This is a genomic window from Virgibacillus oceani, from assembly GCF_014638995.1.
Classification (GTDB): Bacteria; Bacillota; Bacilli; order Bacillales; family Amphibacillaceae; genus Virgibacillus_E; species Virgibacillus_E oceani.
Genome location: NZ_BMFR01000013.1, coordinates 53,789 through 70,755, shown reverse-complemented (window position 1 = coordinate 70,755; position 16,967 = coordinate 53,789). Strand labels below are relative to the sequence as shown.

Sequence of the window (16,967 nt, the reverse complement as noted above, 5' to 3'; positions counted from 1 at the left end):
ACTTGCCCCTTACGCATTCTCAAATGGCTTTATCAGACCATAAACCGTTTCTATATAAGGAAGATCCAAACCAACAGCCTTCGCCAATCGAAGTGCTCCCCCGTGAAGGTGATCAACCTCAAGGGTCAATCCTTTGCGGCGATCTTGGTGCATCGATGAAGTTGCTTCCTTATCCAATCCCAGTAGTTTACTCTTTGCCGATTCAATATCTTCACCTGTTATGTCAACATGATATTCCTTAGCAAGATTTTTCATTTCCTGTAAGATGGTTTCCGCAATTTTAAACGTGCTATCGTGTTCACGGATTTGTCCGATAGACAGATTTGCTGCTGTTGTAATACCGGAGAATGCGTTAATGAATGTATACTTTTTCCAAAGCTCCAGTAATATGGAATCACTGTATATTCCATTCATATTCGCCTTATCACAAAGTTTTTCAATCCGCTGACAGATGTTTGTTTGTGTTTTTGTCAGCGGTCCAAAAATAAGATCATGAAAATCACCCGAGTGGATAACATGTCCCTTCTCATTGAGTGTCGCGATAATAAAGGAAAGGCCACCGAGAACAACATCTTCCCCAAGCTGATCCTGTAAATAACTAATATGTTCAATCCCATTTAAAACAGGAAGAACGTACGCACCTTTTTCCGCCAATACTTTTAAACTATCTAGTGTCCCCGGCAGATGATAGCCCTTAACGCTGACTACAACAAGGTCCGCATGATCTACCTTTCTCGCATCTGTCACATAGTTTGGGGATTCATTTTTATATTCTCCCAGATTACTGGAAATTTTTATGCCATTTTCCCGTAATTGTTCAGCACGTTTTTCCCGAACTAAAAACGTTACATTAGCCCCAGTTTCTTCAAAACGCCCACCGAAGTAAGCACCTAAAGCACCTGCGCCAACCACTACAACATCCACAACGTATCCCCTCCACAAGCATCCTTATTTTATTTGTATCGTACCTTTTTTCAGATAATTTGTCTAACAATAATTATATGATAGTGAAATGAAAGTAATCCCAATTCCAGCAAATTTTGAGTATACGGGAGCATTAGCAATGATATACAAGCATATTTTTGCATATGTCAGCTTAGTTTCATTCAGAAATAAATACGCTATTTTATTCCAAATTATCTAAAAATACTGCGTTTGAGTATTAGTTAAAGTATCTTTAGTATTAAGGTATGTCTGCTTGAAGTTGTTTCTCCGCTACTTTCCCCAATAGAAAAACTAGAAATTAATACCTATGATGGAAGTAGCGAATTACGAAAAAATCATGAATATTTTGACCTATGCATTAAATAAACATTATTTTACTTAATGCTTTTTTCAAAATAAAAGGGAGGTCTTTTTGGAAATGAAGAAAATTATACTTATGGCGGTATTTAGTTTCTCCATTATCCTGCTTGTGGCATGTGGTTCAGATGATGCTAGTGGCGATGGTGAGGGTAAATTAGCAGAACTGAAAGATAAAGGTACCGTAACAGTCGGTTTTGCAAATGAAAAACCATATGCATATCAGGAAGATGGTGAATTGAAGGGTGCAGCAGTAGACATTGCAACAGCTGTTTTTAAAGAAATGGGTATTGATACGATAGAAGGAAAACTATCTGAATTCGGCCAGCTTATTCCCGGATTAAATGCAGGAAAATTCGATGTCATTACAGCGGGGATGGCTATTAACCCGGATCGTTGTGAAAACGCAGACTTCGGTGAACCGGAAATGATGTATGGTGAAGGACTAATTGTTCAAAAAGGAAACCCTAAGGACCTGCACAGCTATAAAGATATCGCGGAATCGGGTGCAACAGTTTCAATCATGTCCGGCGCCACAGAAAATGAATATGTAAAACATGAAGGTGTGGAGGATAAACAAATCCAAAGTGCCTCAGATATTCCAGCAACATTCTCAGCTGTGGAGTCTGGCCGTGCTGATGCAACAACTGGTACTGAAATGACTGTGAAAATGGCTTTAGAGTCTTCTGGAAATGACAAGCTTGAATTTGTAGAGGATTTTGAACAGCCAGATATTGAAGGTATTCCAAGCTATGGTGCAGCAGCATTTCATAAGGATAATGATGAACTGCGTGAGGCATATAATGAACAGCTGGCAAAATTAAAAGAAGATGGAACTGTTAATGAAATATTAGAAGCAAACGGTTTTAGTGCTGAAGGAAATTCTGTTCCAAAAGATATTACAACTGAGGGAGTTTGCAGCGGCGAACAGTATTAAATTTAATTAGCGACAGACTCCATAGGGTCCGGCTCCCTCACCTAAGGGGGTCTGACCCTTTCATTTTGCTTTCAGAGCTTTAACCCTTCTTTTGATGTACAACTTTCTTATTTATTCTTGCGCATACTATTGAAGAAGCTATCAAAAAAGGAGTGATAAACCATGGATGCTATTGTTGATGTTTTTCCTGTCTTGATAAAAGGGGTTGAAATTACCATTAAGGTCCTGCTTGCCTCGATAGTCCTTGGATACTTAATGGCCTTTATTGCCGGATTTTGTCGTCTTTCAAATAATGTAATTCTTCGTAAAATCACCGGTTTTTATGTTGAGATATTTCGCGGGACATCATTGATCGTGCAATTATTTTGGCTTTACTATGCATTGCCAATCTTATTTGGGATCGAAATAGGCAGTGATTTTTGGGCTGGCGTACTAGCAATCTCGTTAAACTATGGTGCATATATGTCTGAAATCGTCCGCAGTTCCATTTTGTCTGTAGCAAAAGGGCAATCGGAAGCTGCAACGGCACTAAATATGTCACGCTTTCAACGCATGAGACTCGTTATTTTCCCTCAAGCGGTTCGTATGATGCTTCCGGAATTCGGTAACTATCTCATCTTAATGTTAAAATCTACATCCCTTGTCTCTTTAATTGGTATGACAGACATTCTATATTATGGGGACATTTTACGAAGCTCTGACCTATCTCAAGCACCAACCGTTTATCTGTTAGTACTCGTATTCTACTTTATTATTGCTTTACCATTCATTTGGTTAACGAAAAAAATGGAAAGCGCATCTAAGAAAGGGGTGGCTAGTCAATGAGTAATTGGAGCTGGGATATATTCCTTGAAGCTTTCCCTTACGTATTAGAAGGTCTTGGTATTACAATAGGACTAACCATTGCTTGTTACCTATTCGCTTTAGTCTTTGGATTTATCTGGACATTCGTCCGAAGAATCCCTATTAAATTGATAAGATGGGTATTACTTTGGATCATGGAGTTCATCCGATCTACACCACCACTTGTACAGTTATTCTTTATTTATTATGCGTGGCCAATGGTACCTGGAATTGGAATGACGCTTAGCCCTTTTACAAGTGCCGTTCTAGGACTGGGCATCCATTATAGTACGTATATCGGTGAAGTATACCGATCAGGAATTGATAGTGTTGATAAAGGACAATGGGAAGCGTCCAGGGCATTAAATTTTTCAACGGGGAAAAAATGGACTAAAATTATTCTGCCACAAGCGATCCCTCCTACCATTCCAATGCTCGGAAACTATTTAATTATCATGTTTAAGGAGGTTCCGCTAGCATCTACTATTGGTGTCGTAGGAATATTGCAGATGGCAAATAACTTTGGGGCGGAAAACTGGAGATATTTAGAGCCCTTAACCATCGTAGCTATCCTATTCTTAATCTTAAGCTACCCATCAGCAATTCTAATTAATAAACTGGAACGTAAAATGAACCGACGCTTCGACAAAAAAGCACCAACAGGGAGTAAACCAATATCAAAAGCAGAGGCGACTGGGTAGAAGCGGACGCATAAGCAAGGGACCGTAAAGCGCATGGTTTTAGCGCTTGAAGTGTCCATTGCTTATGACGGCAGCTTCTAGGAGCCGGAGCTAGATGTATCAAAAGCAGAGGCGACTGGGTAGGGAAAAGTGCAGCGGGCTCGCCCAGCGACGGAGGGCATAGTCAAGGGGCTGCAGAGCGCACGGGTTTAGCGCTCGGAATGCCAATTGACTATGCCTGCAGTCGCTAGCCCACGTGCAACTAGACAGAAATGAACGCATAAGCAAGGGACCGTAGAACGCTTGAAATGTGCTAAGTAAACATTTAGCTGATCAATCCAAGAAGGAGCTGGGACGTAATGACAGAACCAATTGTTATGTATAAAGATGTCCATAAATCGTTTGGCGATGTTAGTGTACTAAGAGGAATAGATTTAGATATTAAACCTGGAGAAAAGGTTGCCGTTATTGGCCCAAGTGGATCCGGTAAAACAACCATTATCCGTATGCTGATGACATTGGAAGAACCAACTTCCGGCAGCATTATCGTTGATGGCAAAAACCTTTGGCAAATGGAAAAAGGCGGTCAGCTTGTACCTGCCAATGAAAAACATTTACGTGAAGTGCGCGGAGATATTGGGATGGTATTTCAACATTTCAACCTTTTCCCGCACATGACGATTTTGGAAAACTGTATGACAGCACCTGTACAGGTTAAAAAAGAAGACAAAGCAACCGCCAAAAAGCATTCGATTGAAATGCTTGAAAAAGTTGGTTTAGGGGATAAACTAGACAACTATCCAAGCCAGCTTTCAGGTGGACAAAAGCAGCGTGTGGCGATGGCGCGCGCATTAGTTATGCGGCCAAAAATCATGTTGTTTGACGAGGTAACATCTGCACTTGACCCTGAGCTTGTCGGTGAAGTACTTGAGGTAATTCGTGATATTGCAAAAGAAGGCGAAATGGCAATGGTTCTCGTTACTCACGAAATGGATTTCGCATTAGATGTTGCGGACCGCGTTCTATTTTTAGACAATGGAGTAATTGCTGAGCAGGGTCCTCCTAGTCAAGTACTTGAGCATTCGGAAAATGAACGGCTGCAAAGCTTTTTACACAGGTTTAGAAAATAATATTTTGGCTGACTGTCAATTTAATATAAATTGTTAAGTTTCCATTTTATAGTTTCCTAAGCAACAAGAAATAAAGGATCATCCATATTGGTCCTAACTAAATGGATGATCCTTTTATATAACTTCAGCAAACGGCCGATTGTAGTATAGTTGATTATCATAATAGCCAATTAAGCATCTAAAATAAATATCAATATAAAGTAAGCTATTGCTGTTAATATTGCAGAAGTAAAAGCCAGACCCTTAAACTTTTGTTTACCTTTTTGATTTAAACTATAACTTATGGCGTAAATAGCCGATAATACCGATAAAAACACACAAATTAATCCTGCTAAAGCTATAAAAGTATATCCAACAACTACTGTACCAACCATTTGAATCCCCTTTTTCTTTTCTTAAACCATCTAACTTGATTAGGCGGTATTAAGTACAGGTCCTTTGTTTCATAATTGCACCCTATTACTTAAAGATATTATTTATTTTTATTTCTTTTATTAATTGGCTCTATGTTAATTATAATAGATGTAAATTAAATAATCACTACCTTTTTACCTGTTTGTTAATTCTGCAAGGAGCCTTTTACGAAACGACTCAAAAAACGATCAATCATTGAATTTTTCCCATTAACTTAAGTACATACGCTCTGTTATATATTTAGGGTTCGATATCGGCCATTTTCAAAATGCTCAATCATCATTAAAAATATTAAACCTTATTTCGAACTCACACTAATCATATTCCTTAATCTCCCGTTTTTTCACCCACCTTTTACTAATGAAACAAAAAGCAAATTGAAGAATTAGGTTTAGTGAACTTAATGGAATCAGCCATTATTAAAATCTCTGTGCTCTCCCTTACCATAATGGACTCCTTCATCACTTTGACTAGAATGTTTTTTCATGTGTGTGTTTGTATTGTTTCTTTTTTTACGTTTAATGTCCACTATTATTCCGGAAAGCTATAAATACAGCTATTATGATTGCGAATACCAAAACATTATGAAAACCTTACCTTTAATTATGAAAAAAGCTGAGAACAAAAGTAGCTTAATTGTCCTCAGCATTCATTTATTTATTCAAATCCTCACCTATAATTTTCACTTCACGCTCCAGACGAACACCGAACTTATTTTTAACGGTATCCTGCACATAATGAATTAAATCAATGTATTCTGCAGCAGTAGCGTTTTCCTTATTTACAATGAATCCGGCGTGTTTCTCGGATACCTGTGCACCGCCAATTTGCTTGCCCTGCAGACCGCTGTCCTGGATAAGCTTTCCAGCAAAGTATCCTGGCGGACGTTTGAAAACACTGCCACATGAAGGATATTCCAATGGCTGTTTAGACTCTCTTTTAAACGTTAAATCATCCATTATTGCTTTAATTTCATCGTACTTTCCGTTCTTTAATGAAAACGTTGCTTCAAGTACAATGTAGCCATTATCAGGTATATTGCTTGAACGGTATTTCAAGTCCAATTCATCAGCGGATAGTGTCAATAGGTTTCCTTCCCGGTCGACTACAACTGTACTTTCCAGGACGTCCTTGATTTCGCCGCCATATGCACCAGCATTCATGAACAAGGCACCACCGACAGAACCGGGAATGCCGCAAGCAAATTCTAATCCAGCTAATTCATGTGCTAATGCTTCACGAGAAGTATCAATAATACGTGCCCCGCTTTGTGCAACAATGGTCGAACCGTTCGTAGTTATCGATGACAATTGCTTCAGGTTCAACACTATTCCGCGGATACCGCCGTCTTTTACAATCAAATTCGATCCGTTACCCAAAAGTGTGAATGGCAATTGTCCTTTGATTGCCAGTTTAACAATATTCTGGACTTGCTCATATGTTTCCGGTGTCACGAAATAATCAGCCTTACCACCTAAATGTGTATACGTATGATTGTTTAAGTGTTCATTAACCATCACATTTTCTGCTGATGTAAGTTGTATTAATTTTTCGTACGTATGATGATCATTTACCACCTAAATCATTCCTTTATCGCTATATTCCTTATTCATACTTATTGTAAGTTATTCTGCCTGTTCTTGCCACAGAAAAGAATGGATCAGCTTATCTACATGTTCACTTTCATGCAGTTCGCTATGGCCCAAATGCGTATTTTCTATCATTTTCTCAGTCAATTGATCCCCAGGTATAATCATTCGTAATGCCTTCACACTTTCTGGCACTGCTACATGATCACCAGTGCTACCAATGCTCAATACACGGACATTTTCCGGAAGATCCTTATTGTTAATCTTGAGCAGTTTCAACGCGGCAGAGTTTGGTTTGAGATCAGTTGCCGCTACGTCACGATTAATTTGAAAGTAAAAATCACTGTAAACCCCATCAAATGGACTGCCTATCGTGACCAGCTTATCCGTTATTGGATAAAGATCAGCATCATGATAATCTTCCAGATACTTTAATGATACTAAGCCGCCCATCGAATGCCCTACTATATTTACTGAATCAATTTCATATGTGGTTTTCATATGCCGTAATACACTTGCAAGCCATGCAGACGTATCCTCAAAGCTTGCGCGGTTGTTCTGAAAAATGACTTGAATCAGAATAGGCTCCCGCTTCCCTTTATTTAGGTTATACACCCTAAGCTTACCATCTTGGGATACATAATAAACCAATGCCTTATTTCCCCATCCGTGGTTTTCAAATCGTTCCAGCATGTTCCCGAACGAATTATAAGTTCCTTTATATCCATGGACAAAAACAGTCGGCGGTGTTTTATTTGGCTCCGACTTTGCCCGCTCCGGCATATAGGTAATTGCAATGATACTCACTGCAATAATTAATAAAGATGATAGTTGTATAATATGTTTCTTTGTCAACTGTCTTGCTCCCCCGATAAATTAGCTTCTTTCTAATGTTTTTTGTTTTAAAATGAACCAAGTAAAATATGCCGCTATTAAGACTAACAGTACCTTGACCACGGCTAATGGGACAACAAATAAAATAGTATAGCCCATTGAAACCCATAATACCAGGACACCACTGATTTTTGCCTTTAATGGAATCCCTTTGCCTGCCCGGTAATTTCTTATATATGATCCAACGTATTTATTGGTTATCAGCCATTGATATAATTTATCCGAACTTCTCACAAAACATGCCGCTGCCAACAACAGCAGTGGCGTTGTTGGCAGAAGTGGCAGAACAATACCTAAAACACCTAATACGAAGGAGATTGATCCTCCTGTGATTAAAAGCACTTTCTTTACTTGTTTCATTGCATACACCAGCTATAGCTAAAATTTGTTCTACTCTTTATTATATCATCGAGTCTCCTCTAATACCGCAAATGTTAAGGAAAACTTTATGACAATTACGTGTAACGATAACTATTTCAGGCTTGCTATTGGATGAAATACCGGTTCCCCTTTTTCAAAGGTAGTAATGTACCGGAACCCAATTTGCTGCAGTAATGTTAGAGATTCTTTAAAATTAAATGCAATTGATGCCTCGTTATGTGAGTCAGATCCAAGCGTCAAGATTTCTCCGCCCATTTCCTTATAAAGCTTTAATATATCGACACTGGGCATCCCGCCATCTAATCCGTACCTAACCCCCGATGTATTCAGTTCAATACCCTTACCCGCAGGAATGATTTCATCAAAGATTTGCGATATTATGTCATGATGCTCACTGTCTGCTTTTCCTTTCGTATATCTTTTTACTAAATCAATATGGCCAAGAATATTGTACCCTCGGTAATTTTTTACACAGTATAATAATTCATTGTAATATGCAGCATATGCTTCATCAATTGATTTATCTTTAAAAAATTCCCCAGAATGCAGGTCCCTCTTTTCTGTCGTGTGCATGGAACAGATCACAAAATCGAACCAGTCGTTGTTCATTAACTGTTCATACCTTGGCAAAAGATCGGGCTGCACACCAATCTCTACTCCCTTTTTAACCGTAATTTTGTTCGAATAGTTTTCCTTTAAATGCTCGATCTTATTACTATATGTTGGCAAATCAAGGTCAAAGGTAATGGACGGATCTGGATAATCATAATCGATATGATCCGTGAAACAAATTTCTTTTAAACCCAATTCAATGGCTTTATCGATACTTTTTTCCATTGCTGTTTCGCAATCTGCCGAAAAATTACTATGCACATGGTAATCAAACATTTAAAAATCTTCCTTTCTATGTTGACAATTTCTTCGTTAAATATTAGAATACTATAAAACTTTAATTAAATAAAGTGATAAAGCAATAAAGTAATAGATGGGAGATTTTTAGATGCAATTGGATGTTTTTGAAAGTATGAATACCATCAGTCTTGAAGATTACCAAAGAAGAGAGCATCTATTGGCAAAAATTAAAGATCGATTTTCCACTTATGGTTATCAACAAATTCAGACACCTACATTTGAGCAGTATGATTTGTACAAAACAATCACAGGAACGGTTAATCGTGATGAAATGATAAAGGTTATCGATCCGACTGGTAAAGTGTTAGTACTGCGTCCAGATGTAACAATACCTATTACACGAATCATTGCAACAAATAAACAAATCCCATCAGGTGAAAAGCGATTCTATTACATTTCAAATGTTTTTCGTAATTCCATTGAGCAGCAGGATAAAAAGGAACATACACAGGCAGGTATTGAAAACTTTGGCCAAAATACACCTCCACTGGATGCGGAGATCATTGCATTAGCCATACAAACTATAAGCGACTTAGGATTTAAAAAATTTAAATTAGAAATTGGCCATGCAGGATTTTTCAAGGAATTGCTAAAGCAAATAAACATTTCGGAACAGAACACTTCTCAGCTGCAGCAAATGATACAGGCAAAAAACTTTTCGGAATTAAAACCATTTCTTGAAACGCTATCTATCCATACAGACGTCAAAGTCGCCTTACAGCAAATACCATTCTTATACGGAAGACCGGAAGACGTAATGAAACGTGCGGGAACGGTAATCCTGAATGAACGAATGAATTATACGTTAAGCAATCTAATTGAAGTGTATGAACTGTTAAAGATTTACGGACTGGAGGAATTTGTTTCGTTTGATTTGGGATTAATTAACCATATGGATTATTATTCGGGAATTATTTTTCAGGGCTTTGTTGAAAATTTTGGAAAACCCGTTCTTATGGGCGGAAGATATGACACGTTAGCGGAACAATTTGACACGGACTTACCGGCAATTGGGTTTGCCTGCGATGTTGATGCTATTTTTGATGCAATGGAGGGAGAAGGGCTTTTCTCCAAGAAAACATCACCTCTTGACATTATGATTTTGTATACACCAGCAAAACAGCGAGAAGCATTGACTGCAGCTCAGGAATTAAGAGAACTGGGATACCGTGTCATCACAAGTTTGGATTCGACGCCAACTATATCCGAAGCCTCCTTTATTGTACGTTACAAAGAAAATGTTAATACAATTAAAGATCAGCATAATACACGCTTATTTTACAACCAGGAAGAACTGATGAAGCAGCTTTTGCAAAACAAGGGGGAGCTTTAAGTGGATTACCTTACATTAGCAATGGCAAAAGGACGGACAGCCAAACAAACAATTAGTCTTCTGGAAAAGGCAGGGGTTCAATTTCCGGATTTTGATGAGAAAACGAGGAAACTAATATTCTATGATCAAGAAATGCTGATAAAACTAGTATATGTAAAGGCTATTGACGTCCCCACATACGTCGAAAAAGGTGCCGCTGATATTGGAATTGTCGGCAAGGATAACATCGCAGAAGCCCAAGCGGACATATACGACATGATGGACCTGAATTTTGGAAAATGTAAATTTGTTCTTGCAGGTACTTCAAATGAACTTCATAACCAGGGGAGAAAGTTAACGATTGCAACGAAATATCCTGCCGTTACAAGAGAATATTTTAAGCGGCGCGGCATTCCTGTTGAAACAATAAAGTTAAATGGATCAGTAGAATTAGCCCCGCTGATCGGACTTTCGGATTTGATCGTTGACATTGTCGAAACCGGAACAACATTAAAGGAAAATGGGCTAAAGGTTATGGAAACAATTGATGCGATAAGTACAAGATTAATTGTGAATAAGGCAAGCTTCGCAACAAAATCAGCTAGTATTCACTCGTTTATGAACAAATTAGAACAGGCATTGGAGGTGTAAAAATTGATGCGTGTTATAACCAGGGATCACTATTTGGGGGAACGGTTGATGCAGCAGGTTGGTTTTGCTGATAAAGAACTGGATCAATCCGTTTTAGAGATCATTTCACAGGTTAGACAAAATGGTGACGATGCCCTTTATGACTATACTGAAAAATTTGATGGAGTTCGGCTGGATACCCTAACCGTGACGGAGAAAGAGCTTCGCGAGGCTAGTAAGCTAGTAAATCAAGACTTTATTCTAGCACTTGATCATGCCAAAGAAAATATTACAAGATTTCATGAAGCGCAAAAAGAACAATCCTGGTCAATTTACCATGATGATGGCCGGTTGTTAGGCCAGCAAATCACACCAATTGAAAAGGTTGGTGTTTATGTTCCTGGCGGTAAAGCTGCATACCCTTCAACCGTGCTAATGAATGTTATACCAGCGAGACTTGCAGGCGTTAAACAGATAAGTATCGCAACCCCGCCACAAGCAGATGGGAAAATTAACCCGCATGTATTGGCGGCTGCTCATGCTGCAGGTGTTGACATGATTTACAAGATCGGCGGTGCCCAGGCTATTGCGGCTTTGGCATATGGTACCAAGTCTATTGGAAAGGTAGGGAAAATCGTTGGTCCAGGAAATGCCTATGTTGCCAGGGCTAAGAAATGGGTGTTTGGCGATGTGGCAATTGATATGGTTGCGGGTCCAAGTGAGATCTGTATTGTTGCAGATGAAACGGCAAATCCTCGTTATGCTGCAGCGGATCTGCTTTCCCAGGCAGAGCATGATGAACAGGCATCGTCTATTTGCATTACAACAAGTGAGAGTCTAGCACGGGCCATAAAAGAGGAAATAGAGGTGCAGCTAGGGAAACTTGATCGGAGAGAGATTATCAAAAAATCGTTAGCCAATAATGGAAGGATTATCATTGTCGGTGATTTAAATGAAGCATTTGAATTGGTCAATGTTATGGCACCTGAACATCTGCAGCTAATGATTCAGAATCCAGCAGACAGCATGCATATGGTGAAAAATGCTGGTGCCATTTTTCTTGGAAATTATTCACCCGAGCCATTAGGCGATTATGCTGCAGGGCCAAATCATACACTACCAACAAGCGGAACTGCCATTTTTTCATCGCCTCTCGGTGTTTATGATTTTGTGAAGAAAACGAGCATTATCCAGTATGGGAAAAATGCTTTGCTCAGCGCTTCCGATTCCATTATTACTTTAGCAAACGCAGAAGGTCTGACAGCACACGCAAACTCGATACAGATTAGAAAGGATGAACAGGATGCGGCAACGGTCTATCATACGAAAAACAACTGAAACAGCTATTGAATTAGAATTGTGCCTTGATGGAACCGGTATAGCAAAAATTAATACCGGCATTGGTTTTCTTGATCATATGCTAACACTCATGACAAAACATGGTTTATTCGATATGACGGTTGCATGTGATGGGGATTTAGAGGTTGACCAGCATCACTCTGTTGAAGATATTGGCATTGTTTTGGGTCAAGCCTTTGACGATGCTATAGGTACAAAAGAAGGAATCAATCGATATGCAGCGGTCACAACACCCATGGACGAAGCATTATCACGGCTTTCATTGGATATTAGCGGACGCCCTTACCTTGTTTACCGTGTTGACGGCCTCAAAGAAAAGGTTGGCACATTTGATACGGAGCTTGTAGAGGAATTTTTCCGAGGATTCGTTAACCATGCAAAGCTAACACTTCACATCAATTTAGAATATGGCACAAACAGCCACCATATGATTGAATCAGTTTTTAAAGGATTCGGTCGCGCCCTGAACGAAGCAACAAGAAAAAATCCACAAATTAACGGAATCCCATCAACAAAAGGGTCCCTTTAATAAGAACAGGGGGGCAGGTTCCGGGACAGGGGGGCAGTCCCCTTGTCCCAAGACTCTATCTCCCCCGGGGATGAACGGGATACGGGGACTGATCCTTGTCCCAAGACCCTATCTATCCCGGAGACGAACGGGACACGGGGACTGACCCCTTGTCCCAACAAAGGAGACAGCATATATGATTGCAATTATTGATTATGGTGCGGGTAATATTAAAAGCTTACAATCGGCACTGTTGGGGCTTGATATGAAATCCTGCTTAACAAGCGATAAGCAGGTTATAGCAAACAGCAAAGCTATTATTCTGCCGGGCGTTGGGGCATTCAAGGATGCGATGGACGCGCTGCATGAACTTGGTCTATCCGAAGTTCTGCAAAAAGAAGCAGATAAAGGCAAACCAATCCTTGGTATTTGCCTTGGCATGCAGCTGCTTTATGAAAAAAGCTTTGAGAATGGTGAATGGAATGGTTTGGCTATTCTTGATGGAGTCATAAAACGGATTGACGGTAATGTTAAAGTTCCGCATATGGGCTGGAATACACTTGCTCACCATCAATCTACAAATCTATTGGCTAACATCAACGAGCAAGAATATGTTTATTTTGTTCACTCCTATTATGTTGATGAATTCAATAAACAAGAGCTTATAAGCAGTTGTGAATATGGTGTTCAAGTTCCTGCAATTGTACAAAAAGACAACATTTTCGGGATGCAATTTCATCCTGAGAAAAGCGGAAAGAACGGGCTACAGCTGTTGAAAAATTTCGGGGAGATGGTTCTATGATACTTTTTCCAGCAATTGATATTCGGAATGGAAAATGTGTGCGTTTAATCCAAGGCGATTACACAAAGGAAAATATTTACGGCAATTCTCCCGCTGCAATGGCAAGCAAGTGGGAAAAACAACAAGCAAAATACCTCCACATTGTAGATCTGGATGGGGCAAAAACTGGAAACTCGCTTAATAAAAGCGCGATACAATCGATTGTGCAAAATCTATCCATTCCTGTTCAAGTTGGCGGTGGAATCCGTTCGATGGAAATTATTGAAGCATACTTATCTATCGGTGTAAGCCGCGTCATTATTGGAACAGCCGCAATTAATGATAAAGCATTTTTGCAAAAAGCAGTTAACACGTATGGCGATAAAATCGCTGTATCAATCGATGCTAGAAATGGTTTTGCTGCAACAAATGGCTGGGTTGAAACAAGCAGTGTAAAAGCAATACATCTTGTAAAAGAATTAGAACAGATTGGTGTCAGAACCATTATTTATACAGATATTCTTAAAGATGGAATGCTGGATGGGCCAAATTTTTCCGAGCTTGAGAAAATTAATGCCGCGACCTCTATTAATGTTATTGCTTCTGGCGGTGTATCCAGCAAAGGTGACATCAATCGATTAAAAGCATTGAACCTATATGGAGCCATCATTGGTAAAGCATTATACGACGGCACATTATCATTCGAATCGTTAGTGGAGGCTGGTAGCAATGCTCGCTAAACGCATAATCCCATGCCTTGATGTAGATAGAGGAAGGGTCGTTAAAGGAAAAAGGTTTCAGAAAATCCGCGATGTTGCGGATCCAGTTGAATTGGCTAAGCGCTACAATAATGAAGGTGCTGATGAGCTCGTTTTTTATGACATTACAGCATCAAATGAAGATCGGAATATATTTGTAGACATAGTGGAAAAAGTTGCAACAGAAATCAATATACCATTTACTGTCGGCGGCGGGTTACGGTCTGTTATGGATATACACCGAGTTCTTCATGCAGGGGCTGATAAAGTGTCGATTAACAGTGCCGCAATTAGAAACCCTGCACTAGTAAAGGAGGCAGCATCTAAATTTGGCAGTCAATGTGTTGTGTTATCAATCGATGCTAAATTAACCTCGGATATGAAATGGTCCGTTTTTATGAACGGCGGCAGAATTGATACAGAAATAGATGCAATCGAATGGGCTAGACGCGGTGAAGAACTTGGAGCGGGTGAAATCGTCGTTAATGCCATTGACGTTGACGGGGTTAAAAATGGCTACAATCTTAATTTGACAAGATCCATTTCAGAAGCGGTAAACATTCCGGTTGTAGCGAGTGGCGGTGCAGGAAAAAAAGAACACTTTACTGCCATTTTAAAAGAAGGAAAAGCCGATGCAGCACTAGCGGCCTCCGTATTTCACTATGACGAAATAAAAATTCCTGATCTAAAAAAATATTTAGCCGAAAACGGAATTACAATGAGGAGGGAAACATCGTGGACGTAAACATGGAACAGATTTCATTTGGTGATGACGGACTGATCCCTGCCATTGTCCAAGACAGCAGTACTGGCAGGGTACTCACACTTGCATACATGAACGAAACATCTCTACTGAAAACAATTCAAACACAGGAGACATGGTTTTTCAGCCGAAAAAGACAGCAGCTTTGGAACAAAGGCGAAACATCCGGCAACAAACAATCGGTTAAACAAATCACGTATGACTGTGATGGTGACGCACTACTAATACAGGTGCAGCCACTCGGGCCAGCATGCCATACCGGAAATGAATCCTGCTTTTATCAAAAGCTATATGAAACAGATGCAGCAACTTTTGACATGCTCGAACAGCTAGTCAATACGATAAAGCAACGGCGTCAGGAACCAGTTGAAGGATCCTATACAACGTATTTGTTTAATGAAGGAATAGATAAAGTTCTGAAAAAAGTAGGTGAAGAAGCAAGCGAAGTCATCATTGGTGCTAAAAACTCAGATACAAAGGAACTAATCTGGGAAATTTCCGATCTGATTTACCACACACTGATCGTAATGGAAATGCAAAATGTTTCAGTAAATGAAATTAGAGACGAACTGTTTAAACGGCATATGCAAAAAGAAGGGATTCGTGATGAGTAAATATTGGAGTAAAATGGCAAAGCGGACAGATCCGTATGTACCGGGGGAACAGATTGACCAAAAAGGAATTATTAAGTTAAATACGAATGAAAACCCCTATCCCCCCTCCCCGCATGCAGTTGATGCAATCCGGCTTGAAATGGACCGGAAACTGCAGCAATATCCATCACCAACTATGGATTCGTTAAGGGATACAATCGCCGGCTACCATCAGCTTAGGAAAGAGAATGTATTTGTCGGAAATGGATCAGATGAGGTATTGGGTTTTTCGTTCATGGCCTTTTTTGACCAGGATAAAAGGATTCGTTTTCCAGCGGTTACGTATAGCTTCTATCCTGCCTATGCGAAGCTATTTGGAATTCCTTACGAAGAAATTCCGTTGGCAAGGGATTTCAGCCTTCCAATTGAAGCTTTTTTTCAGTCGGATGGCGGAGTGATTTTTCCTAATCCTAATGCCCCTACCAGTGTCTACTTGGAACTGGAGTACGTTATTGAAGTGATTGAAAACAATCCTGATCAGGTTGTTATTATCGATGAAGCATATATCGATTTTGCCGGAGCCTCTGCCGCCACTTTAATTGATGCGTATGACAATTTATTGGTGGTTCAAACCATGTCCAAATCACGATCACTTGCAGGAATGCGCATCGGATTTGCACTTGGAAACAGTGATTTAATTAAAGGTTTAACGCGGGTTAAGAACTCCTTTAATTCGTATACAATGGATCGATTGGCGATTGCTGGGGCAGAAGCGGCAATCAATGATCATACCTATTTTTTACAAACTACGAAAAAGATTATCCAAACACGTGAGCAAGTTATTTCAAGGCTCAAAGAGAATGGATTTACCGTCCTCCCTTCACAAGCCAATTTTGTTTTTGCCAGTCATTATAAGCTGAAGGCAAACTGGCTGTATGAAAGGTTAAAGGAAAATCATGTCCTTGTCCGATACTTTGACAAAAATCCAATAAAAAATTATTTGCGCATTACGATTGGAACTGATGAGGATATGGATACTTTCTTTAAAAGGCTGAACACGGTAATTGCTGAACAGACAGTATCCTTTTGATAAAAGGCTTTTTGCGTAGTTTCCGTAAACTGCGACGTAAGTGCTTGTGGTGTTTTCGCATTATTTTGACGCTGTTTGACCCCGCAGCCCG

General features: G+C 39.6%; 19 protein-coding genes. 13 read left to right on the top strand and 6 right to left on the bottom strand.

Going from position 1 to position 16,967, the window contains the following annotated elements; translation table 11 throughout:
- Positions 1 to 9: 9 nt before the first annotated feature.
- The gene (locus IEV74_RS14435) at positions 10 to 924 is read right to left on the bottom strand and encodes a ketopantoate reductase family protein (protein WP_188456082.1); all 915 of its coding nucleotides are present in this window, start codon (positions 922 to 924) and stop codon (positions 10 to 12) included.
- A gap of 439 nt (positions 925 to 1,363) precedes the next feature.
- Here IEV74_RS14435 and ehuB point away from each other — a divergent pair, with 439 nt between their 5' ends.
- The 4 genes from ehuB (at position 1,364) to ehuA (ending at position 4,892) form a co-directional block, all read left to right on the top strand.
- Entirely contained in the window at positions 1,364 to 2,239 is an 876-nt protein-coding gene (gene ehuB / locus IEV74_RS14430) for an ectoine/hydroxyectoine ABC transporter substrate-binding protein EhuB (protein WP_188456081.1), read from the top strand.
- A gap of 162 nt (positions 2,240 to 2,401) precedes the next feature.
- Positions 2,402 to 3,064: an amino acid ABC transporter permease gene (locus IEV74_RS14425; protein WP_188456080.1), complete on the top strand. Its 663-nt coding sequence runs from the start codon at positions 2,402 to 2,404 to the stop codon at positions 3,062 to 3,064.
- Positions 3,061 to 3,783 carry an ectoine/hydroxyectoine ABC transporter permease subunit EhuD gene (gene ehuD, locus IEV74_RS14420; protein WP_188456079.1) on the top strand — a complete coding sequence of 241 codons (723 nt, stop codon included), beginning with the start codon at positions 3,061 to 3,063 and terminating at the stop codon, positions 3,781 to 3,783. Before IEV74_RS14425 ends, ehuD begins: the two co-directional genes overlap by 4 nt.
- Positions 3,784 to 4,121: 338 nt before the next feature.
- Positions 4,122 to 4,892, top strand: coding sequence for an ectoine/hydroxyectoine ABC transporter ATP-binding protein EhuA (ehuA, locus tag IEV74_RS14415; RefSeq protein ID WP_308419002.1), 771 nt, complete (start codon positions 4,122 to 4,124; stop codon positions 4,890 to 4,892).
- A 170-nt stretch (positions 4,893 to 5,062) separates the two neighbouring features.
- On the opposite strand, the gene IEV74_RS14410 is transcribed toward ehuA, so the two are convergent.
- From IEV74_RS14410 to IEV74_RS14390, 5 genes are all read right to left on the bottom strand, one after another.
- Positions 5,063 to 5,266, bottom strand: a complete 204-nt coding sequence (locus IEV74_RS14410) for a hypothetical protein (protein ID WP_188456078.1) — start codon at positions 5,264 to 5,266, stop codon at positions 5,063 to 5,065.
- Between the two features lie 693 nt (positions 5,267 to 5,959).
- Positions 5,960 to 6,883, bottom strand: coding sequence for a UDP-N-acetylmuramate dehydrogenase (gene murB / locus IEV74_RS14405; protein ID WP_188456077.1), 924 nt, complete (start codon positions 6,881 to 6,883; stop codon positions 5,960 to 5,962).
- Positions 6,884 to 6,931: 48 nt separating this feature from the next.
- Positions 6,932 to 7,750, bottom strand: a complete 819-nt coding sequence (locus IEV74_RS14400; protein WP_188456076.1) for an alpha/beta hydrolase — start codon at positions 7,748 to 7,750, stop codon at positions 6,932 to 6,934.
- Positions 7,751 to 7,771: 21 nt separating this feature from the next.
- A complete protein-coding gene (locus IEV74_RS14395; protein ID WP_188456075.1) occupies positions 7,772 to 8,149 on the bottom strand; it encodes a YbaN family protein in 378 nt (125 codons plus the stop codon).
- A 111-nt stretch (positions 8,150 to 8,260) separates the two neighbouring features.
- Positions 8,261 to 9,058: a histidinol-phosphatase HisJ family protein gene (locus tag IEV74_RS14390; RefSeq protein ID WP_188456074.1), complete on the bottom strand. Its 798-nt coding sequence runs from the start codon at positions 9,056 to 9,058 to the stop codon at positions 8,261 to 8,263.
- Positions 9,059 to 9,170: 112 nt separating this feature from the next.
- Between IEV74_RS14390 and hisZ the strand changes: the two genes are divergently transcribed.
- From hisZ to hisC, 9 genes are all read left to right on the top strand, one after another.
- On the top strand, positions 9,171 to 10,415 hold the full coding sequence (gene hisZ / locus IEV74_RS14385; RefSeq protein ID WP_188456073.1) for an ATP phosphoribosyltransferase regulatory subunit: 1,245 nt from the start codon (positions 9,171 to 9,173) through the stop codon (positions 10,413 to 10,415).
- Positions 10,416 to 11,045 (top strand): ATP phosphoribosyltransferase, encoded by a 630-nt coding sequence (gene hisG / locus IEV74_RS14380; protein WP_188456072.1) that lies wholly within the window; start codon positions 10,416 to 10,418, stop codon positions 11,043 to 11,045.
- Positions 11,046 to 11,051: 6 nt separating this feature from the next.
- Entirely contained in the window at positions 11,052 to 12,362 is a 1,311-nt protein-coding gene (gene hisD, locus IEV74_RS14375) for a histidinol dehydrogenase (protein WP_188456112.1), read from the top strand.
- On the top strand, positions 12,328 to 12,912 hold the full coding sequence (gene hisB, locus IEV74_RS14370; protein ID WP_188456071.1) for an imidazoleglycerol-phosphate dehydratase HisB: 585 nt from the start codon (positions 12,328 to 12,330) through the stop codon (positions 12,910 to 12,912). The genes hisD and hisB overlap by 35 nt, the downstream gene beginning before the upstream one ends.
- A gap of 175 nt (positions 12,913 to 13,087) precedes the next feature.
- Positions 13,088 to 13,693, top strand: coding sequence for an imidazole glycerol phosphate synthase subunit HisH (hisH, locus tag IEV74_RS14365; RefSeq protein ID WP_188456070.1), 606 nt, complete (start codon positions 13,088 to 13,090; stop codon positions 13,691 to 13,693).
- Entirely contained in the window at positions 13,690 to 14,412 is a 723-nt protein-coding gene (hisA, locus tag IEV74_RS14360; protein ID WP_188456069.1) for a 1-(5-phosphoribosyl)-5-[(5-phosphoribosylamino)methylideneamino]imidazole-4-carboxamide isomerase, read from the top strand. Before hisH ends, hisA begins: the two co-directional genes overlap by 4 nt.
- Positions 14,402 to 15,175: an imidazole glycerol phosphate synthase subunit HisF gene (gene hisF / locus IEV74_RS14355; protein ID WP_188456068.1), complete on the top strand. Its 774-nt coding sequence runs from the start codon at positions 14,402 to 14,404 to the stop codon at positions 15,173 to 15,175. Before hisA ends, hisF begins: the two co-directional genes overlap by 11 nt.
- A gap of 2 nt (positions 15,176 to 15,177) precedes the next feature.
- On the top strand, positions 15,178 to 15,807 hold the full coding sequence (gene hisIE, locus IEV74_RS14350; protein ID WP_188456111.1) for a bifunctional phosphoribosyl-AMP cyclohydrolase/phosphoribosyl-ATP diphosphatase HisIE: 630 nt from the start codon (positions 15,178 to 15,180) through the stop codon (positions 15,805 to 15,807).
- A complete protein-coding gene (hisC, locus tag IEV74_RS14345; protein WP_188456067.1) occupies positions 15,800 to 16,876 on the top strand; it encodes a histidinol-phosphate transaminase in 1,077 nt (358 codons plus the stop codon). The genes hisIE and hisC overlap by 8 nt, the downstream gene beginning before the upstream one ends.
- The last annotated feature ends 91 nt before the right edge of the window (positions 16,877 to 16,967 follow it).